Genomic DNA, 20,204 nt, shown 5'->3' with positions numbered 1-20,204 from the left:
TTCACCACTTTTTCCCTAGCTTTTGCAGTCTTGAGGGTTCTACCCTTCCTGGTGTCTTTAACGTGATGGCACCACTCCGATTCCATCCCGAACTCGGTTGTGAAACTTCACCGTGGCCAAGATACTTGTCGGGTTGCCGACCGGGACAATAGCTCGATGCCAGGATTATTCTTTCCTACCCCTCAATCTCACCAGATTGGGGGGTTTGGTTTTTAGGAAAAATCAGAGGATTTTAAATCTAAACCTCGCTCAAATATTGTATCTATGGCTAACATTTCTCCGTCGCTAGTCATAAATTTATGATCTTTGGTTGCTTGGATAGTTTGCCCATTTTCTAGGGTGTATTCAAAGACTTCTTGTAAACCCCGCTCGTGCCATTGAGAGATTGGTTGACTATAAACAAAACCATTTTTATCTACACTATAAACAGTGCAGTTAACTTCTTCGCTCACAATTTTAGCAATTGGTAATAATCCGTATTCCTCGGTTAAAATTAACGTCTCACCTCCCAGACAATATTCGGCAAAATTTACCATCTGTTCAAAGAGATTTTCAGCGATTCTTTTTTCCACACCATTTTTAGCAGCACCATCGATAAACATTTCCCTTTGTTTCTGCATTTCGGAGGCTTTTTTCTTACCCATTGCTCGACGCAATAGATCCGCTTCTCCTAGGGAATAACCCGCTAAATCCTGCGCCATTTTCATAATCTGTTCTTGATAGACTAAAACTGCGTAGGTTTCCTTAAGAATTGGTTCCAATAAGGGATGATCATAACGAATGGGTTCCCTACCGTGTTTTCTGCCAATAAAGAGAGGAATTAATCCCGCATCTAAAGGACCTGGACGATAGAGTGCTAGGATTGAAGATATGTCCTCAATACCCGATGGTTTTAACTCTTTAACTATCTGTTTCATCCCCGATGATTCTAACTGGAAAATACCTTCTAAATCCCCTTCTTCTAGTAATCCGTGGGTTTTGAGAATATCGGGAGGTAGTTTTTTATGTTCCCCTTTAGCCCGAATTTGCAGGGCTTTTCTTTCATCTAAAGGCAATTGATCCAGATCGATATCTATGCCCTGATTTTGTTTAATTAAATCGGCGGTTTTTTTCAAAGTGGTTAAATTTCTTAACCCTAAAAAGTCCATTTTTAACAATCCCAATGATTCTAAATCCTCCATGAAATATTGGGTAATTACCGCCCCATCATTATTTTTCTGGAGGGGAACCACTTCATCTAAAGGTTGGGAAGAAATGACGACTCCCGCGGCATGAACTCCGAAGGTTTTGTTAGTACCTTCGATACGAATTGCCATATCTAACCAATGACGCACATGGGGTTCCGTATCGTATCTTTCTTTAAATGCTGGTTCGGGAGTTTCATCGGAAATCATCACTTTTAAAGGTGTGGGTTTACCGCGAGAAACGGGAATCATTTTCGCCATTTTGTCCGATTCGGCGTAGGGAATATCTAACACCCGCGCTACATCTTTTAAAACAGCTTTTGATGTCATGCGGTTAAAAGTAATGATTTGGGCAACATTAGCCTCCCCGTATTTTTCCGTGACGTATTGGATCATTTCATCCCGTCTCTCGATACAGAAATCCGTATCAATATCAGGCATAGATTTCCGTTCAGGATTGAGAAAACGCTCAAATAATAAACCGTGATGAACGGGATCAATATTGGTTATTTTTAAAGAATATGCTACCAAAGAACCCGCCGCCGAACCGCGTCCTGGACCGACGGGAATATCATGATCTCTAGCATATTTTATATAGTCCCAAACGACGAGAAAATAGGTAGAAAATCCCATTTTCTGTAGCATTTTTAATTCGTATTCAAGCCTTTCTTTGTAAACAGGTTCAATCTCGTGACGAGAAGGACATTTTAATCTTTCTAGTAATCCTAACCAAGCAATTTCTTCTACATAACTATCAGCAGTATGTCCCGCAGGAACTGGATAATTAGGCAGTCTTGGTTCATTAAAGATGTTATAAGGTTCGACTTTTTCTGCTACTTCTAAGGTGTTATTAATCGCTTCTTCAATCACATCTTCTGGCAGATGATCACGGAAAAGTAAGCGCATTTCATCAGCAGATTTTAAGTATTCTGTGCCGCTATAACGGAGGCGTTTGTCTTCAGTAATTAACTTGGCAGTTTGAATACAAAGCAAGGCATCGTGTGCCTCTACATCGTAACAGGAAATAAAGTGAGAATCGTTAGTAGCAACTACTTTAATTCCTAATTCTTTAGCAATTTTAACTATTTCTACATTGACAATCCGATCTTCTTTAGAACCGTGGTCTTGAATTTCTAAATAAAAATCATCACCAAAAAGTTTTTTATACCATTTAGCAGTTTCCTTAGCCAATTTTCTGTTATTAGCTAAAATTGCTTGGGGAATCTCTCCACCCAAGCAAGCACTGGTAACTATTAATCCTTCGTGATATTGTTGGAGTAACTCTTTATTGATACAAGGACGAGCAAAAATGCCTTTACCTTGAATACCTTTCAGATTAGAAATAGTAGTTAATTTAACCAGATTTTTATAGCCTTGGGTGTTTTTGGCTAAAACAACTTGATGATATTTTCGGTGGCGAAGATTGACTTCAATATCGCCATTAACTACATACATTTCGTTGCCAATAATTGGTTTTATTCCCTTATTACGACAGGTTTTAATTAATTCGATCGCACCATACATGACTCCATGATCGGTTAAAGCGATCGCTGGTTGTCCTAATTCGATCGCTCGATCAATTAGTGCCGGTAATTGGGAAGCACCATCAAGTAAGCTATAATCACTGTGAATATGTAAACCGACAAAAGACATAGTTTTTCAGGAAAAAGTGACAAGGAAAAGGGGAAAAAAACAGAATTTACTTACTTTTAATTTTCAGCAATCACAGTCTATTTTTAGGGTTGATTGAGAATCGTATAGGGGAAAAAACCTTGTTCTAAATTAAACCATTGTTCTCGAAGTTTCTGGTTATCATTGCTGCCGACGACAGTATCAACAAATTTTTTCCATTCGGGATCGTTTTTGGGTAAAATACAGCCATAAAGTTCGGTGGTAATCGGTTGACTGGGTAGTAGCACAAATTGTCGCGGATCCTGTCCTTGTTTAACGATTTCCCCCAGTAGAAGAATTCCATCACTAACCACTGCTTTTACTTCTCCCCTTTGTAATTTTGCCACTGCTTCACTTCGATCGCTGACAGCTTGCCAATTAGCCAGAGGATAGATATAACGAATAATACTATCGGTGGTGGTGTGGGGAATATAGGCGATCGCAACTGCCGCTAAAGTGTTATTAATATCTATTTTATCAACATTTTCCCTTTTAGTTAAAAATTGCGCTCCCGTCATAAAATAGGGAATAGAAAAATTAACCTTTGCTAGTCTTTCTTCCGTGATTGTTGCCGCATTACAGGATAAATCTACTTGTCCCTGTTCCACTTGCTGAAAACGATTATTAGTCGTCGCTTCTGTAAAGTTTATTGTAACCGGTTTACCTAATTCTTGTGCTAATCGACGTTGGACTAAGCGCATTAATTCCACTCCGTAACCTGTCCATTGTCCCGTTTTCTCATCGATATAACTAAAGGGAGTAGCATCTTTTCTGGCTGCCGCTTTTAATTCTCTCGTGCGAGCAATTCTTTGTAAAACTGTTTCTGCTAAGACTGATAAATGTAGATTATTTATCAGTAAAAGACCTAGAAAAATCAACCAAAAGTTTTTAGACATATCAAGAAAGCAAGAAGGAGATAGGGAGAAAAAAGCTAACCACCGAGGCGCGATTAGCAAGTGCTGCTATATTTTAACTACGATCCTCGAATAATCCACTCAAACGTTCTACTTCTGTTTGTGCTGTGTACATAGGAGTTCCAGCCAGAATTCCGGTAACATTGCGGAAAGGTTGACCGATGTGCATACCTTGATGATCGATCGAAAACTCACGAATATCCTTATCGTGCATAGATCCGCGCATTTTTAAAACAGTGATACCGCGGCGCATTTCTCCATACATTTCCACATAACGCAGCAGAATAATTGAATCGGTAATTGTAGAAATATGCGCTTCTGTGATCGAGGAACCTCCTAATAAAGTGGGAGTGGTGGAAGTAAATAATCCTCCCACCTCTTTTTGCTTAATAAAAGAAGTCAAACCGATAATAAATTCTCGAAATCCTTTCAGATTAGAAACCCTTTCTAAAGCAGATAAACTATCTACTGCCACTCGATTAGGTTGAAACTCCTCGATAATTTCCTTCATCATAATTAAATGATTTTCTAAACCCGTGGTTTCGGGATAACGGCAGACTACCTTTAATTTACCTTCCTTTTCCATGCGGTCATAATCCACACCCCAACCGGTAGCATTTCTAAATAACTGTTCTCGACTTTCCTCGAAGGCAAAAATTAAACATCTTTCCCCATTGCTTACTCCCCCAGCCATAAATTCTGTCACCATCAGGGTTTTTCCTGTTCCTGTGGCTCCCGAAACCAAAATAACCGAATCGCGGAAGAAACCACCCCCACACATTCTATCGAGTTCCAGACTGCCGGAAGTAATACGAATATTAGAGGATTTTTGTTCTAGTTCAATGGCTGATAAAGGAATAATCACGGCCCCTTTATTGGGAATAATTGTAAAAGGAAATTCTCCTTTTTGGTGATCGGTTCCCCGATATTTTAAAATTTCGATCGTCCTTCTTCTTTTCTCATCGGTTAAAACGTTGCGTAAAATCACCACATTATCGGCCACAAACTCCTCCACCCCATAACGACTGATTTCGCCGTATTCTTGGGTTCTTTCTGCGGTCATAATCGCTGTTACCTCCAATTCTCGCAAAGCGGTTGCTAGACGAAAAAGATCACTTCTCACTTGAGCGCTATCACTCAAATGGCTGAAAATTGCGCCTAAAGAATCCATAGACACCCGTTTAGCTTTATTTTTGCGGATAGCAAATTCAATGCGAGCGATTAATGCGCCTAGGTCGTATTCTCCCGTCACCATCGGCTTTTCTTCCGGTTGGGGGGAAGCATCGACAAAGGCCCATTGGCGATTCTCCTCCCACTGCCGGATATTCCAACCAAAACCACCCATATTTTTTCTTAGTGCTTGGGGTGGCTCCTCGAAGGTGACAAAAACGCCATTTTCTCCATTTTTGATGCCTTCTGCGAGAAATTGACAGGCAAAGACCGTTTTAGCACTTCCTGCCGTCCCCGCTATCAAAGTTGCTCTTCCTTTCGGTAATCCCCCTTCCGAAAGAAAATCAAAGCCGGGGATTCCTGTTTCTAACTTCTCAATCAACTCTAGGGGATTATTTTGCGTCATTTAAGTTCTCTATGAAAACGAGCTAATGTTTATTGTACCTATTTCAGTGACCAGCGATACCAGAAATTCATCCCTAGTTTGAGAGTTTGAGCATTGGTAATAAAATTTCCAAGACATAGTTTAAATGCAGGACAGCTTCACCCAAGCATAAAGAGATTGGTTAGAGTCAAGGGAAACTATATAAGCAGGTAAATCTTAGCCACAATTAACCAAAATACCAATAAACTAATAGTCAGAATCAAAGTAAGTTTTGTATTTAGTTGATTAATACTATTCTTGACAACTTTGATAGAGTTTAAGGTATAATCATAGTTATTTGCTCTACTATGAAAAATACAACCGATAGTAATCAAAATCAGCAAGAAAGCGATAATCAAAGACAAAAAATAGCAAGAGATAATAAACTCATCCTAAAGATTGATCCTAATAAAACTATAACCTATATACAGGAAGGAGCCAAACCGAAAAATAGATAAATTCTCTTTATTTCAGAGTTCCTTGAGAGGTGCCATTATTTGACGCATCTCAAGGAAAAATAAAGTAAATTTCTCTGACTATAAAGGAACTTGAGTAATCCAATCTTGATACTTTGGTTCCTGATTAAGAACGATAGAACTTAACTTTTCTTTTAACTGATAAGTAATCGGTTTAGCCGCAGGTAAAGAAAAAGTTTCAATCCTTTTAATCGGAGTAATTTTCGCCGCAGTGCCACTTAAAAACACCTCATCAGCGATAAATAACTCCGTCTTATCTACGGGTCTTTCAATAACCGGAATACCCAAATCCCGCGCAATAGTTAAAACACTATCTCTAGTAATCCCCTCTAGAATATCTTGGTCAAAACTAGGAGTAATTAGCTGACCATTTCTGATGATAAAAATATTCATTCCCGTCGCTTCACAGACTTTACCCTGAGAATTCATTAAAATTGCCTCATCAAACCCGGATTCTACCGCTTCCGTTTTTGCTAAAGCAGAAGTGATATAAGCGGCGCTAATTTTACCTCGTAACGGGAAACTTCTATCTTCTTGACGATACCAAGAACTAATCCGACAGTTAACCCCATCGGCTGCTAAATAATCATCCATTTCTAGACCATAGACGAGAAAATCCTTCTCGATACCATGCAATCGCGGAGCAATTCCCAAACCCGAACTATAGACAAGGGGACGAATATAAAAAGGTCGATTACACTGATTCTTTTTAACAAAATCGATAATTATTTGATAGATTTTATCAGCATTAATCTCGTAATTAAGAAACTTAGCACTTTGACTTAAACGCTGACAATGACGTTCCAATCTAAATAATAATATCTGTCCTGGATTGTTAGGGTCGGGAGTACCTCGTAAACCCCCGAAAGCGGCAGTTCCGTAGTGTAGTGCGTGGGTAGCAACGGATAATTTTGCCTCACTAAAAGGGATAAATTTATTCTCAAAATAGGCGAGAGGAAGGAAAGGAATTTCGGCGGTAATAGACATTTTTTTGTTGATTTAACCAAGAATTAAACGGGATTTACCCATGCGGAAAAATTTTGTTTCTGGCTATTAGAAGGATTTTCTACCCTGATAATTTCATAGCGAATCGTCTGCGGGGCAGCCAGTGGAACAGCAAGGGTTCGCAATTCATCGAGATGAAAGACTGTTATCTGAATAATATCACCTGTGCGGTAGTCTTTTAATCTTTCGTTTAACTGTTCCGCCGTCACCCGCAATCCATCGATGGCTAATAACTCATCATCAGCATTAATTCCCGCTTTTTGGCAAGGGGAACCCATCTCGACAAATTTAATTATTTCTTTACCCGCTTCACTCTGTACCCGCATTCCCAGATGGGGTATCGTTTCCCCATTGCCAACACCCCGCAGATAGAGTCCAAAAGGTTCAAGATATTCATTAAAGGGTAATTCTGCCAAACCGTCGATATAACGCTGGTAGAAGTCGCTTAAATCCACTCCAGCGGCAGATTCGAGAATTGCCTGCAATTCCCCATCGGTATAACCAATCTCCTCTTTACCGAAATGTTGCCACATCGAGCGTAAAACATCATCGAGGGAACGACGGTTATCGGTGTGGGTGCGAATTAGTAAATCGAGAAGCAGCGACAATAATTCCCCCTTGAGATAGTAGGAAATTTGACTATTATCGCTATTGCTATCCCGTCGGTAGAGTTTTATCCAAGCATCAAAACTCGATTCGCCTAGAGGTTGGACAAGACGACCGGGTATATTGAGATAACGGGTGATTTCTTTGCTTAAAAGCTCTAAAAAAGTCTTACTATCGTATATTCCCGCCCGTAGAGGGATTACTATATCGTAATAACTGGTGGTTCCTTCGGCAAACCAGAGGGAAGAAGTATAATTTTCTGCATCATAATCGAAGCTTTCTAAAGCTTTTGGGCGAATACGCTTGATATTCCAGAGATGAAAGAACTCATGGGCGACTAATTGCAGAAAACGATTATATTTATCCTTATCTCGTAATCCCAAACGCGCATAGTTAAGGGTACAGGAATTTTTATGTTCTAGTCCCCCGTAACCAGCCGCCGAAAGATGTAGCAAAAAGAGATAATTATCATAAGGGAGTCCACCGAACATAGCGGACTCGGTTTGAATAATTTTAGTCGTATCGGCGATAATTTGACTAGGATTGGCGTTTCCCCGTCCCCAGATAGCTAATTGATGGGGTTTTCCCTCGACGACAAAATCGTATAACTGATGAATCCCCACTTCCACAGGACTGTCCACCAGGGTATCGAAATCGGGAACGTGAAAGGTGTTTTTCTGTCCGGGTAAAGATTTTAAGGCAGTGGTAACGCGCCAATCGCCATGGGGGGGGATAATTGTCAGGGTGAGGGGATGTTTTTGATAATCGGGGATATAGAAAAATAAAGCAGCCCCGTTGAAGTAACCGTGAGTATCATCGAGATGGTTGGTTCTGACGGTTAAATCGTGGGCAAAAACGCGATATTTGACCGTTATTTCGGAACTATTACCGGTGTCAATCTGCCAGTGATTTTTGGCAACTTTGCGACTGTTGAGGTTAACAGCTTGAAAATCTTGGACTAAACGGGAGTATTCCCGCACTAGATAGGAACCGGGAGTCCAAACCGGCATTTTTAGGTTTAAAATCGGTGCTTGCCAACCGGTAATCTGTAGAGTGACTTCAAAGAGGTGTGAAGTCGGTTCCGACATAGCCACTTGATAGCTGAGACTTAAACGAGTTGAGGAGATGGTAGTGGGGGAAATAAGACTGGTCATCGGCATTACACAAGCTTTTAAGTTATTATAGCGGCAAGCTTTCGGCTAAATTCCCCGGTTTCGCCGCCAAAAATCCGATGGTTTTGCAAGATTTTACCGAGCAGTTTTGGAACTGTAACCCTCGCAGGATTTGCGAGGGTTTTTTTACCGATTCAGCGTCTTTCTGCCGGGGGTGCGGGAGGAGCCACATCGGGGGGAGGAGTTACCGGTAGGGGAACAGAACGAGTTTCGGGAGCTGCCACAGTGACGGGAACGGTAATCGGTTCGGCTGCTGCGGGGGCCGTATTTTGAGGACTAGGAGCAGCGGCACTGGTAGGAGCAACGGTAGTACGCCGACGACTAGAACGGCGTTGGCTGGGTTCGCTAGTATTAGAACGGACGATAGTTTGCTCACGACTTACCCGAACCCGTCGCCGTCTGCGGATGGGTCCTTCGGTGGGGGAACCCTCATCGCTGCTGGCTAAACGATTGTTAGTAGTTTGGGTAAAGTAGGTACGTCGGGGTTTAATTGGTTCCGCTTTTAATGTCACCGGACGTTTGCCTAAATTCGGTTCTGGGAAACCTTGATAGGGAATATCCTTGATTGCTTCTAACATAAATTGTCGCCACATCCAAGCGGACATGGTACTAGCTCCATTGGTGGGTTTATTATTGTCATTACCGAGCCAAATTCCCGTGACTAATTGGGGAATATAACCGACAAACCAAAGGTCACGAGCCTTGTCAGAAGTGCCGGTTTTTCCTGCCACTGGACGACCAATTTGTGCGGGGGTTCCCGTTCCCGAATTAACCACATCCTGCAGCATCCAAGTCATCGTCGCTGCCGTGTTTTGATTGAGAGCAGTTTTCGGTTTAAAATTGGCTTGATAAATTACCTTACCATTGCGATCAAGTACCTGATTAATACCGTAAACTGGTTGATGCACACCATTATTAGCAAAAGTGCCGTAGGCGCTGGTCAATTCTAAAAGATTGACTTCCGAAGCACCCAAAGCCAAAGAATAAGTGGGTAAAAGTTTCGACTGGATACCCATATCTTGAGCTAATTTAATCACCGGATTCCAACCCACAGCTACTAACACCTGAACTGCCACCACATTCAGGGAAGAAGTCAAAGCATCGCGCATGGACACCGCGCGGCCGCTATACTTATCGCCGTAGTTTTCCGGTTTATAACCATCCACCACATACTGAGCATCTTTATAACTAGAATAGGGGGATTTCCCCGCCGCAATCGCCGCCGCATAGACAAAAGGTTTAAAAGTAGATCCTGGCTGACGTTTTGCCTGTGTCACCCGATTGAATTGATTCTTATCGTGGTCAATTCCCCCGACCATAGCCTTAATTTGTCCATTTTTGGGGTCAATTGCCACTAAAGCCGCCTGTTGGAAGTTCTGCCACCTGCCATAACGAGAAACCGCTCTTTCTACCACTTCCTCCCCTTCCCTTTGCCAAGGAGGATTAAGGGTAGTTTTTACCACCAATCCCCCCGCTTCTAGGGTTTTAGCGGGAACCAGTTGCGGCAGTTCTTTTTCCACATAATCGGTAAAATAGGCCGCTTGCCGTTGCAGACGTTTTAGGGGACTGGTTTTAATGCCTAGAGGAGATGCGATCGCTTGTTCTGCTTGAGCAGCAGTAATAAATCCCACCTCGGCCATAGTTTTGAGGACGATATTACGCCGTTCTAGGGCAGATTTAGGGTTTTCGAGGGGAGAATAGAGACTAGGAGCGGGAACAATGCCAGCAAGGGTGGCAGCTTCGGCTAGAGTTAATTTATCGACGGATTTACTGAAATATAACCAAGCGGCATCGGCCAGACCGTAGGCCCCGGAACCGAGATAAACTAGGTGAAAATAACGCTCTAAAATCTGGTCTTTTGTATATTTATCTTCTATTTTCTGAGCGATACGCATTTCGCGTAATTTGCGGTCGAAGCTCCTTTCTTGGGATAAAAAGACAATCCGGGCCAATTGTTGGGTGATGGTGCTGCCTCCTTCCACCACTCCCCCGGCTCTCAGGTTAGAAAAGAGAGCGCGAGCAATACCTTGACCATCAACTCCCCCGTGTTGGCGAAACCGGCGGTCTTCACTAGCGATAAAGGCCTCCTGTACCAGTGGGGGAACTTGGGCAATTTTCACGGTTTCGTAAGTGCTAGGGCCATTTTGCTTGAGGATTTCCCCATTAGCGGCTTGAATGGTTAGGGTGCCGGGACGAGCATAGGTTTGTATATCGGCGATATTTTGCGGTAGAGAGGTTTCAAGGCGATAAATGCCCCAACCTACCCCCAAAAGTCCCCCAGTCACCCCTAATCCCAATCCCAAGTACAAGCCAAAGCGGGGATGTTGTCGCCATTGCGGTAAGGGAGAATTATCAATCAGGGTAGTAAATTTGTTTTTTATGGGTTTTAATGTCTCTATAGCCTTACTACTGGTTCGGGAGACTAAATTAACCTTTTTCTCTTCGGAAGCGGCTTCTACTGGCTTTTCCCCAGCAACTGGCGCAGATTTGGAGTCGATAGGATCGACTTTAGGGGGTTGCTCGGAATTCTCTAATTTATTAGCAAGATTATGAAAAAATTGACTAAGTTTTTGTTTGTATTTCATGTTAGTTGAGCGGGTGAGGGTGAGTAATCAGTGAACAGTTATCAGTAATCAGTAATCAGTGAACTGAAAACTCAAATCTGATCACTGCTCACTGATAACTGAAAAAGCTGACTGTTTAAAGATCGCTAAATTGTCGCCACCATTGCTGGAGAGGGTAATAGAGGGGGGGAGTCCAGAGACTACTAAGCAGAGCAGAAGTGAGGCCAATGCGTTGATAATCGAGCCAAAGATCGGCGAGATTTTTGCCTCCTTGTAGATAGTATTGAAAAGCGATCGCACCATCAGCGATTAAAGTCATCACAAAGACAATTAAGACCACAGCGATCAATTCTTCTTTAACATAACGTTGTCGGTGTAAACGGGAAGTGAGGAAACCGATCAGACCAAAAACCATGATATGGGAAGGATAATTAGAGGTTAAACTATCTTGAATAGCGCCGATCGCTAATCCGGCCACCACACTATCGAGACAAGAGCGATTGAGACTCCAACTAACCAACCAAATCAGTAACCAATTGGGAGCGATGCCTAAAATCTCCATTCCGGGTAGCCGCATTAAGGAAAGAAAGGTACAGAGAAGCAACGAAGCGATAGTGACGAAAATATTCAGTATAAAACGAGAACGGGCTGATAAACGGCTTAATTTCAGCATAATTCCCCCTCTCACTGCTGGGGTTGCGGGTGAACGAACACCCATTCGAGATTGTCCACGGTGGCGGTAAATTCAATTTTGGCGGTGGGGGCGGGATTTTCCTGTAAATTAAGGGAAATTATACGACCGATGGGCAACCCAGGCGAAAAAAGACTACTAAAAGCCGAAGTTGTCACCACATCTCCCGGTTTGACATCGGGAGCTTTTTCAAAAAAGCGCAGGGTGGCCACTTGGGAATCCTGACCTTGAATTAAACCCATGGCTCGACTACGATTCACCGTTGCTCCGATGCGACTTTGGGAATTACTGACCAATAAAACTTTGCTGGTGTGGGGAGTAACTTCTGTAATCCGTCCCACTAAACCGCCAATTCCCGTCACCGAAGCACCCACTGGCACACCATCGGTGCTACCCCGACCGATAATTACCTGTTGCCACCAATCATCGGCGCTGCGGCCAATAATTGGGGCAGAAATCAGGGGTTTTTTCTGGGTTTGATAATAACCAAGCTGTTTTTTTAATTGTTGATTTTGATATTCGAGTTCACTTAAACGATTTTGTAATTCTCGCACCCGTTGATCGGCCAGAAGTTGCTCTTGCAGATTAGTTTCCTCTCCCTGAAAAGGACGAGTTAATAAACCATACAATTCTAAAATCGCCCCACTTTGATAGGTGCGAATGTACCAAGCTCCCCCCAAAGCGGCAGCGAGCAGAAAAAGTCGCCATCTCTGCTGTGTCCATTTTCGTCGTGCTGAATACATGAGCGATTTTAAACCTCTTGACTGTGTAGAGTGAGAATCCGTGAATTTTGCCGCTAACCTAGCCTAGTGACCTTTAGACATTGCGAGTTGTTTCATTAACGATCCGCTCAAAGAGTTTCTGATTTTTTAACACTTCTCCCGTGCCTTTGACCACACAGCGCAGGGGATCTTCAGCGACATGGGTAACGATACCGGTTTCGTGACTGACTAGGCGATCGAGTCCCCGTAACAAAGCACCTCCTCCCGCTAACATGATGCCGCGATCGATAATATCAGCAGCTAATTCGGGGGGAGTTTTTTCTAGGGTACGTTTGATCGCATCAACGATCACGGAAAGCGGCTCATCCATACTTTCCCGCACTTCTTCCGCTTTTATGGTCACGGTGCGGGGTAAACCGGACATGAGATGCAATCCCCGCACTTCCAGAGGAGGAAATTCATCTTCGGGGGAGGGATAAGCTGAACCAAGGCGAATTTTAATATCTTCGGCTGTACGTTCCCCGATAATCAGGTTATGAACTTTTTTAAGATAGGCGATAATTGAGTCCGTGAGTTCATCCCCGGCGACGCGCACCGATTCGCTGATCACGGTCCCATCAAGACTGAGAATCGCCACTTCCGTCGTGCCACCACCGATATCGATGATCATATTTCCTGTCGCTTCCGAGACGGGTAAACCGGCACCCAAGGCCGCCGCAACGGGTTCATCAATTAACCCCACTTCTCGGGAGCCGGCATTTTTGGCCGCATCCACCACCGCGCGTCTTTCTACTCCAGTAATCCCACTGGGAACACCGATTACCATGCGGGGATTGCCAATCGTGCCATCGAGCGCTCGTTTGATGAATTCCGCTAACATGATCTCGCAACTGTAAAAATCGGCGATTACCCCATCGCGCAGGGGTCGCAGCGCGGTGACATGACCTGGAGTGCGACCGAGCATTTTTTTGGCCTCCTCCCCGACAGCGACCGGGTTACGATCTTGATCGATCGCCACTACCGATGGTTCCTCTAAAACGATGCCTTTCCCTGATACATAAACGAGGGTGTTTGCTGTCCCCAAGTCTATACCTATGTCCCTTGATAAGCCTAGACGTCTAAAAAAACCCGCCACTTGTTTTCACTCCTGTTCTGATAAATAAAACGTTGCTATAGCTAGACTTTCGATCGAATCGACTTGGATTTTATTACGTTTTGTTTCTCAAGTCTAGTTAATTATCGCTTCTTTCTCTCCAGATTTACGCAAGTCTTCGGCCTAATTTTCTGGCTGCCCACCGGTCAAGTCCAAGGTTTCGGGCTAAAATAAACATACTATTGTACTAAATTGAGGATTTAAGACCATGAGTGTAAATGTGGTTCATTTGGTGGGACGAGCGGGGAAAGACCCGGAAACCAAGTATTTCGAGTCGGGTAAGGTTTTATGTACTTTCACTTTAGCGGTTAATCGTCGCTCTAAAAATAGCGATCAGCCAGATTGGTTCGATCTGGAAATTTGGGGTAAAACGGCGGAAGTGGCCGCTAATTATGTAAAAAAAGGCGGTTTAATCGGGATTAAAGGGTCTTTAAAAATGGATACTTGGAATGATAAAAACACGGGATTAGCTCGCTCTAAACCGGTGATTCTCGTCGATCAATTAGATTTACTCGGTTCTAAACGCGATAGTGAGGCTAATTCCGAGCGAGAATTTTAAAGCTTGAGCGGTATTATTTCCAGATTTTAGGTGTGTTAGCCTCTAGTAACACACCCTTATTTATTCTCTAATTGACTGGAAAAATATTGCTGTAAATCCGGTAAAACTTGCCGATAAATAGCTGTATTTATCTGTAGATTCCAGCCAAGAATAGAATTAAAAGGGATAATTTCCACCACGGAATTACTATAGGCGATCGCTTGTAAAGTCCCGACAAATTCCGGGGTCCAGATATTTTCTTGCAGGGAAATATTTTGTTTTTTTAACCAACCGATCAAAGCCGAGCGCCCGATTCCGGGTAAAATATCAGCAGTAAGCAGGGGACTGTACCAGCAATTATCTTTCCATCCCCATAAATTACCCGTGCTAGTTTCTAACCAATTCCCCAATCGATCGACTAATATCGCCTCTTTTGCCCCTTTTTTTTGAGCAGTTTGTGACGCTAACCAAGGAGTTAAATAATTACCAGTTTTATGTTCTCCTAAAACCCGTTGCCAAGCGGGATTATCCACTACCCACCCAATAATTCCCCGCTCTTGTCTAAGGTTTAAATCTTCGGGGAGAAATCTGCCTTTAATCCACTCCCTACCATCGGGAAAAATTGTAATTCTCAGGACAGGATAGAATAGGGATAATTTTTCGGCTCCTTGGCGAATTCGCCGCCAATCGGGATCGGGCCAGTGGAAAACCTGTAAACTAGAGTGCAGACGTTGGAGATGGTCTTGCCAATGGGTCAGGGGATGATCTAAGCTTTGTTGATAGATACGCAGGGTAGTAAATATTGTCGCTCCATAAAGCAGCCCAATATCATCAATACCGAGACTTATTCGCTCATCCTCGATTAATTCGCCATTATACCAATACATAATCAGTTAACTGTTTACTGACCTAGCTTATGAACCGTCAAAAATTTACTTGGGGATATTCTAGCTATAAATTGCGTCAGAGAGAAAATTTTAAAGAATTTCTGTGTTTACTGGGATTATTAATAGCGGCCTTAATTATCTATCTAGTGGGATTAGGTAATTTACCCTTGCGGGATTGGGATGAAGCGACCATCGCTCAGGTGGCCAAGGAAATTAGCCAAACCCCACTGGAACAATTGCGCTGGTTATTTCCTAGTCTTTGGGGTGATCCCTACCTGAATAAACCGCCGTTGATTCATAGTTTAATTGGTCTAACCTACCATTTCTGGGGCATCAATGAGGCCAATACTAGACTAATTCCTGCTTTTTTTACAGCTTTATCGGTGCCGCTTCTCTACCTTCTCGGTCGAGAAATTTTTCCGGCTCGTTTGCCAGCTTTACTGTCGGCCTTGATCTATTTAACTCTTTTACCGGTGGTGCGCCATGGCCGTTTAGCCATGTTGGATGGAGCGGTATTGTGTTTTGAAATCCTGATGTTTGTCTGTTTACTGCGCTCACGGCGCGATTTACGCTGGTCTGTGGGGGCGGGGTTAGGATTTGCCCTCCTTTGTCTGACTAAGGGTATTATGGGGCTATTATTGGCGGGTATCGGCTTTATTTTTCTGCTCTGGGATACCCCCCGGTTATTAACGTCTGCCTATTTTTGGTCGGGTTGGTTATTGGGAGCAACTCCCGCTTTTGCTTGGTATAGCGCCCAATTTTGGCACTACGAGCGGGAGTTTCTCGATTCCCTTTTTGTTCAACAGTTAAAGCGAGTTAGTGACGATCTGGACAATCATCGCGGACCGTTTTGGTATTATCTGCTGGAAATTCTTAAATATAGTTGGCCCTGGTTAATTTTCTCGGTTTGGGGTTTACGTTTAGCCCGTCAGGAACATCTCTACAGTTGGGCGAAGTTACTGTTAGTTTGGACGGGTGTTTATCTGTTGGTGGTTTCGGTAATGGCGACTAAGTTGCCTTGGTATATTCTGCCGATCTATCCGGCCTTAGCTTTAGCGGCCGGTTATGCCTTGGCGCAGCTGGGTAATCTTCCCATCGATCGCCCCTATCATCCAATCTGGTCAATTATTCTGGGTATTGTCGGTGTTGTGGCGGGTTTATTAGCTTTAATCGCCTATTTTCCTGGTAATTTTGCCCCGATCGAACCGATCCATCCCTTAATTCTTTTAACCTTATTATCACTTTCCCTGACCATGGTGACAACGGCGATTTTGTTAGCCCGGCGCTCGGAACAATTCAGCGTGGTTTTACTCTGGGGAATGTTGGTTTCTTTGTTTATTTTTGTCAATTCTCCCCTGTGGATCTGGGAATTAAATGAGAATTTCTCCGTCAAACCGGTGGCGAGTTTAGTGCAGAAATATGTGCCGGCCGATCACCCTGTTTATATTGCTTTTGCCTACGAGCGCCCCTCGTTAAATTTTTATAGTGGTCGTCGGGTTTTTCCCCTTGCTACTGAAGAATTAATCAATCATTGGCAAAGTCACAAGCAACCTTACCTAATTATCGATCGTCAAACCAAAGAAGCTACTGATTTAGAAGGATTAAAGGTGATCGAGTCCACGGATTCCGGTTGGTTTTTGGTGACGAAGCAGTAGTGAGGTTAATTTTATGAATGCTTTCGATAGCAAATTAGCTTCCGCTTTATCTTGCCGATTGCTGACTTGAAATATTACAAAAATTTTACAAGTTGCGTTAAAATCACCCCTAGCGATGAAACGCAGCACTTTTGTAATTGTTGAAACCGAGATTAATATGCTAAATAGGTCAATTACGGCCGAGAAAACCGAGGAATTCGCTCCTGCTGACCTGCAAGACCTGCTAGACTGCACCGATAGCTTTGTTAACCGTCATATTGGACCGACGGAGACGGAAATCGAGAAAATGCTGGCGGTTTTGGGTGTTGCTACTGTTGAGGAGTTAATCGCTCAAACTGTCCCCGCAGCAATTCGTTTAAAAAAAAGCCTTAATCTACCACCTGCCTTGAGTGAATACGCCGCTCTTGCTCAATTAAAAGCGATTGCCTCAAAAAATCAGGTATTTCGCTCCTTTATTGGCATGGGCTACCATGACTGTATCACCCCGCCGGTAATTCTCCGCAACATCTTAGAAAATCCGGGTTGGTACACCGCCTATACTCCCTATCAAGCGGAAATCGCCCAAGGACGCTTAGAAGCTCTCTTAAACTTCCAAACTCTCATCACTAGCTTAACCGGTCTAGAAATTGCTAACGCTTCCCTCCTCGATGAAGGAACAGCAGCCGCAGAAGCGATGAGCATGAGTTACGGACTGTGTAAAACTAAAGCCAATGCTTTCTTTATCTCTAGTAGTTGCCATCCCCAAACGATTGAAGTTGTTAAAACCAGAGCGATTCCTTTAGGTATTGACATTATTATCGAGGATCATCGTCTCTTTGACTTCCAAACGCCGATTTTTGGCGCACTATTACAATATCCAGCCACCGATGGCGTAATTTATGACTATCGGGAATTTATCGCCAAAGCGCAGGAAAATGGGGCTTTAGTCACCGTTGCCGCCGATATTCTCAGTTTAGCTCTGTTGACTCCCCCCGGCGAATTGGGGGCTGATATTGCCGTGGGTAGCAGTCAACGCTTTGGGGTTCCCTTGGGTTATGGGGGTCCCCATGCCGCTTATTTTGCCACCAAAGATGCCTATAAACGCAGTATTCCGGGGCGCATTGTCGGGGTATCGAAGGATAGTCAGGGTAAACCCGCACTGCGTTTAGCTTTGCAAACCCGCGAACAACATATCCGCCGGGATAAAGCCACCAGTAATATTTGTACCGCACAGGTGTTACTAGCGGTGATTGCTTCCATGTACGCGGTGTATCACGGACCGGAAGGAATCAAGAAAATCGCCCAAAGAGTGCAGAAATTAACCGCTTTATTGGCAACTGGCTTAAAACAGTTGGGTTATCAAGTGGGGAAAGAACCGCGCTTCGATACGCTCAAAGTTACGGTATCCACGGGAGTTAAGGACATCCTTGCCAAGGCAAAAACCCATAAGATTAATCTGCGTTATTTTGATGAGAATAATCTAGGAATTAGTCTCGATGAAACCAGCAGTCTCAGGGATGTGTGGGATTTATGGCAAATTTTTGCCCCCACCGAGGAATTACCCTTTACCGCAGCCGAATTAGTCGAGAAAATTAGTCTAGAATTACCCGCTAATTTAACCCGTACCAGTGCCTATCTTACCGAGCCGGTGTTCAATCGTTACCACTCGGAAACGGAATTACTCAGATATCTGCACCGTCTGGAAACAAAGGATTTAGCCTTAAATACTTCCATGATTCCCCTCGGTTCCTGTACGATGAAACTCAATGCCGTAGCGGAGATGATTCCGGTAACTTGGGCAGAATTCGGCAAATTACACCCTTTTGCCCCGATTGACCAAGCAGAAGGCTATCAACTGCTCTTTCAACAGTTAGAGACTTGGTTAGGGGAAATTACCGGGTTTGATGGCATTTCTCTACAACCGAACGCTGGTTCTCAGGGAGAGTATGCCGGTTTACAGGTGATCCGAGCCTACCATGAAAGTCGCGGTCAAGGTCATCGTCAGATTTGCTTAATTCCTGAGTCCGCTCACGGGACTAATCCTGCCAGTGCCGTTATGTGTGGTATGAAAGTAGTGGCGGTTAATTGCGATTCTCGGGGCAATATTGATATTGATGACCTGAAAACTAAGGCCGAGAAGCATCAGGATAATCTAGCGGCTTTGATGGTAACCTATCCTTCCACTCACGGCGTTTTTGAAGAGGGAATTAGCGAAATTTGCGCCTTGATTCATCAATACGGTGGTCAAGTGTATATGGATGGCGCCAATATGAATGCTCAGGTGGGTTTATGTCGTCCGGCGGATTTTGGCGCTGATGTCTGTCACTTGAATCTCCATAAAACTTTCTGTATTCCCCACGGTGGGGGGGGACCGGGTATGGGACCAATCGGAGTAAAATCCCATTTAGTGCCTTTTCTGCCCGATATTTCCCTAGTTTCGGCGAAATTATCCCCAGAAACCGCTAACGGTAAGCATCAGGACTCGATTGGGGCAATTTCGGCCGCGCCTTGGGGTAGTGCCAGCATTTTGGTGATTTCTTGGATGTATATCGCCATGATGGGGGCCGCCGGCTTGAAAAAAGCGACAGAAGTGGCAATTTTGAACGCTAATTATATGGCTTTTCGTCTGGAGTCGGCCTATCCAGTGTTATTTAAGGGTAGCGCGGGAACGGTTGCCCACGAGTGCGTGATTGATTTACGTCCCCTGAAAAAACAGGCCGGCATCGAGGTGGAAGATGTGGCAAAACGCTTGATGGATTTCGGTTTCCACGCGCCGACGGTTTCTTGGCCGGTGGCGGGTACAATGATGGTGGAACCCACGGAAAGCGAATCTTTGGGCGAATTAGACCGTTTTTGTGAAGCTTTGTTAACTATCTATCAAGAAGTACAAGCGATCGCTAATGGTAGCATGGATCCCCACGATAATCCTTTGAAAAATGCCCCCCACACAGCTGCAGTTTTAACTGCCGATGATTGGAGTCGTCCCTATTCCCGTCAACAGGCAGCCTACCCGCTTTCTTGGCTAACAGATTATAAATTCTGGCCAGTAGTGGGACGGGTTGATAATGCCTACGGGGACAGAAATCTGGTTTGTTCCTGTGAGGGGATGGACGCTTATAAGTAGGGTTTGCGGCAAAGAGTTTTTCCTGGGTGTAGGGTGGGGTGCATCTCATTTTTGTAAATCTACTAATTTGGGATTTTTCAAGGGAAACTTTCTCCTAAAATTGGGTGTGTTACTTTCAGTTTTATCACTCAATCCAAGCTTTTGGGGGGTTCTACCCCCCAAACCCCCCGTTGGGGGCGTGGCGCGGTCACTGAGCGTGTCGAAGTGCCGCCCCCAAACCCCCCGCGCATTAGCTTTTCGGTGGGATGCTTACACGCGATTGTTCATAT

14 protein-coding genes, 1 rRNA gene and 1 pseudogene are annotated in these 20,204 nt (G+C 43.9%); 6 read left to right on the top strand and 10 right to left on the bottom strand.

Annotated elements, in window-relative coordinates:
• The first annotated feature begins 47 nt into the window (after positions 1 to 47).
• Positions 48 to 165, top strand: a 5S ribosomal RNA gene (rrf, locus tag ACOCD9_RS21595).
• Positions 166 to 212: 47 nt separating this feature from the next.
• On the opposite strand, the gene ACOCD9_RS21590 is transcribed toward rrf, so the two are convergent.
• From ACOCD9_RS21590 to kaiC, 3 genes are all read right to left on the bottom strand, one after another.
• Complete coding sequence (locus tag ACOCD9_RS21590; protein WP_419548407.1) at positions 213 to 2,837, bottom strand: DNA polymerase III subunit alpha; 2,625 nt, start codon at positions 2,835 to 2,837, stop codon at positions 213 to 215.
• Between the two features lie 83 nt (positions 2,838 to 2,920).
• On the bottom strand, positions 2,921 to 3,751 hold the full coding sequence (locus ACOCD9_RS21585; protein ID WP_287703859.1) for an amino acid ABC transporter substrate-binding protein: 831 nt from the start codon (positions 3,749 to 3,751) through the stop codon (positions 2,921 to 2,923).
• A gap of 73 nt (positions 3,752 to 3,824) precedes the next feature.
• A complete protein-coding gene (kaiC, locus tag ACOCD9_RS21580; RefSeq protein ID WP_046660448.1) occupies positions 3,825 to 5,345 on the bottom strand; it encodes a circadian clock protein KaiC in 1,521 nt (506 codons plus the stop codon).
• A gap of 326 nt (positions 5,346 to 5,671) precedes the next feature.
• On the opposite strand from kaiC, the gene ACOCD9_RS21575 reads away from it, so the two are divergent.
• Positions 5,672 to 5,821, top strand: a complete 150-nt coding sequence (locus tag ACOCD9_RS21575; RefSeq protein WP_287703856.1) for a hypothetical protein — start codon at positions 5,672 to 5,674, stop codon at positions 5,819 to 5,821.
• A gap of 78 nt (positions 5,822 to 5,899) precedes the next feature.
• Here ACOCD9_RS21575 and ACOCD9_RS21570 read toward each other — a convergent pair whose 3' ends face one another.
• From ACOCD9_RS21570 to ACOCD9_RS21545, 6 genes are all read right to left on the bottom strand, one after another.
• The gene (locus ACOCD9_RS21570; protein WP_159292956.1) at positions 5,900 to 6,826 is read right to left on the bottom strand and encodes a branched-chain amino acid transaminase; all 927 of its coding nucleotides are present in this window, start codon (positions 6,824 to 6,826) and stop codon (positions 5,900 to 5,902) included.
• Positions 6,827 to 6,849: 23 nt separating this feature from the next.
• The gene (locus tag ACOCD9_RS21565) at positions 6,850 to 8,610 is read right to left on the bottom strand and encodes a M61 family metallopeptidase (protein WP_419548405.1); all 1,761 of its coding nucleotides are present in this window, start codon (positions 8,608 to 8,610) and stop codon (positions 6,850 to 6,852) included.
• Between the two features lie 146 nt (positions 8,611 to 8,756).
• On the bottom strand, positions 8,757 to 11,207 hold the full coding sequence (locus ACOCD9_RS21560; protein WP_419548404.1) for a transglycosylase domain-containing protein: 2,451 nt from the start codon (positions 11,205 to 11,207) through the stop codon (positions 8,757 to 8,759).
• Positions 11,208 to 11,322: 115 nt separating this feature from the next.
• Complete coding sequence (mreD, locus tag ACOCD9_RS21555) at positions 11,323 to 11,904, bottom strand: rod shape-determining protein MreD (RefSeq protein ID WP_287703848.1); 582 nt, start codon at positions 11,902 to 11,904, stop codon at positions 11,323 to 11,325.
• Entirely contained in the window at positions 11,871 to 12,620 is a 750-nt protein-coding gene (gene mreC / locus ACOCD9_RS21550; RefSeq protein WP_419548403.1) for a rod shape-determining protein MreC, read from the bottom strand. Before mreC ends, mreD begins: the two co-directional genes overlap by 34 nt.
• Positions 12,621 to 12,693: 73 nt before the next feature.
• Positions 12,694 to 13,734: a rod shape-determining protein gene (locus ACOCD9_RS21545; protein WP_042790426.1), complete on the bottom strand. Its 1,041-nt coding sequence runs from the start codon at positions 13,732 to 13,734 to the stop codon at positions 12,694 to 12,696.
• A gap of 226 nt (positions 13,735 to 13,960) precedes the next feature.
• Here ACOCD9_RS21545 and ACOCD9_RS21540 point away from each other — a divergent pair, with 226 nt between their 5' ends.
• Positions 13,961 to 14,311 carry a single-stranded DNA-binding protein gene (locus ACOCD9_RS21540; protein ID WP_194017098.1) on the top strand — a complete coding sequence of 117 codons (351 nt, stop codon included), beginning with the start codon at positions 13,961 to 13,963 and terminating at the stop codon, positions 14,309 to 14,311.
• A 56-nt stretch (positions 14,312 to 14,367) separates the two neighbouring features.
• On the opposite strand, the gene ACOCD9_RS21535 is transcribed toward ACOCD9_RS21540, so the two are convergent.
• Positions 14,368 to 15,177 carry an aminotransferase class IV gene (locus tag ACOCD9_RS21535; protein ID WP_287703842.1) on the bottom strand — a complete coding sequence of 270 codons (810 nt, stop codon included), beginning with the start codon at positions 15,175 to 15,177 and terminating at the stop codon, positions 14,368 to 14,370.
• A gap of 29 nt (positions 15,178 to 15,206) precedes the next feature.
• Between ACOCD9_RS21535 and ACOCD9_RS21530 the strand changes: the two genes are divergently transcribed.
• The 3 genes and pseudogenes from ACOCD9_RS21530 to ACOCD9_RS21520 all read left to right on the top strand — a co-directional run.
• Complete coding sequence (locus tag ACOCD9_RS21530) at positions 15,207 to 16,832, top strand: ArnT family glycosyltransferase (RefSeq protein WP_419548402.1); 1,626 nt, start codon at positions 15,207 to 15,209, stop codon at positions 16,830 to 16,832.
• A gap of 115 nt (positions 16,833 to 16,947) precedes the next feature.
• A complete protein-coding gene (gcvP, locus tag ACOCD9_RS21525) occupies positions 16,948 to 19,935 on the top strand; it encodes an aminomethyl-transferring glycine dehydrogenase (protein WP_419548400.1) in 2,988 nt (995 codons plus the stop codon).
• Between the two features lie 67 nt (positions 19,936 to 20,002).
• Positions 20,003 to 20,204, top strand: a pseudogene (locus ACOCD9_RS21520) (hypothetical protein); the annotation flags it as partial.

Source organism: Microcystis sp. (genome assembly GCF_048564745.1).
In the GTDB taxonomy this organism is placed as follows: Bacteria; Cyanobacteriota; Cyanobacteriia; order Cyanobacteriales; family Microcystaceae; genus Microcystis; species Microcystis ichthyoblabe_A.
The sequence above is the reverse complement of the archived record's forward strand: the minus strand, read 5'-3'. Positions and strand labels throughout refer to the sequence as shown.

Excerpts from the sequence above, each read along its gene's own strand:
- ACOCD9_RS21590 (WP_419548407.1), bottom strand. The coding sequence starts at position 2,837 with ATGTCTTTTGTCGGTTTACATATTCACAGTGATTATAGCTTACTTGAT.
- ACOCD9_RS21585 (WP_287703859.1), bottom strand. The coding sequence starts at position 3,751 with ATGTCTAAAAACTTTTGGTTGATTTTTCTAGGTCTTTTACTGATAAAT.
- kaiC (WP_046660448.1), bottom strand. The coding sequence starts at position 5,345 with ATGACGCAAAATAATCCCCTAGAGTTGATTGAGAAGTTAGAAACAGGA.
- ACOCD9_RS21575 (WP_287703856.1), top strand. The coding sequence starts at position 5,672 with ATGAAAAATACAACCGATAGTAATCAAAATCAGCAAGAAAGCGATAAT.
- ACOCD9_RS21570 (WP_159292956.1), bottom strand. The coding sequence starts at position 6,826 with ATGTCTATTACCGCCGAAATTCCTTTCCTTCCTCTCGCCTATTTTGAG.
- ACOCD9_RS21565 (WP_419548405.1), bottom strand. The coding sequence starts at position 8,610 with ATGCCGATGACCAGTCTTATTTCCCCCACTACCATCTCCTCAACTCGT.
- ACOCD9_RS21560 (WP_419548404.1), bottom strand. The coding sequence starts at position 11,207 with ATGAAATACAAACAAAAACTTAGTCAATTTTTTCATAATCTTGCTAAT.
- mreD (WP_287703848.1), bottom strand. The coding sequence starts at position 11,904 with ATGGGTGTTCGTTCACCCGCAACCCCAGCAGTGAGAGGGGGAATTATG.
- mreC (WP_419548403.1), bottom strand. The coding sequence starts at position 12,620 with ATGTATTCAGCACGACGAAAATGGACACAGCAGAGATGGCGACTTTTT.
- ACOCD9_RS21540 (WP_194017098.1), top strand. The coding sequence starts at position 13,961 with ATGAGTGTAAATGTGGTTCATTTGGTGGGACGAGCGGGGAAAGACCCG.
- ACOCD9_RS21535 (WP_287703842.1), bottom strand. The coding sequence starts at position 15,177 with ATGTATTGGTATAATGGCGAATTAATCGAGGATGAGCGAATAAGTCTC.
- ACOCD9_RS21530 (WP_419548402.1), top strand. The coding sequence starts at position 15,207 with ATGAACCGTCAAAAATTTACTTGGGGATATTCTAGCTATAAATTGCGT.
- gcvP (WP_419548400.1), top strand. The coding sequence starts at position 16,948 with ATGAAACGCAGCACTTTTGTAATTGTTGAAACCGAGATTAATATGCTA.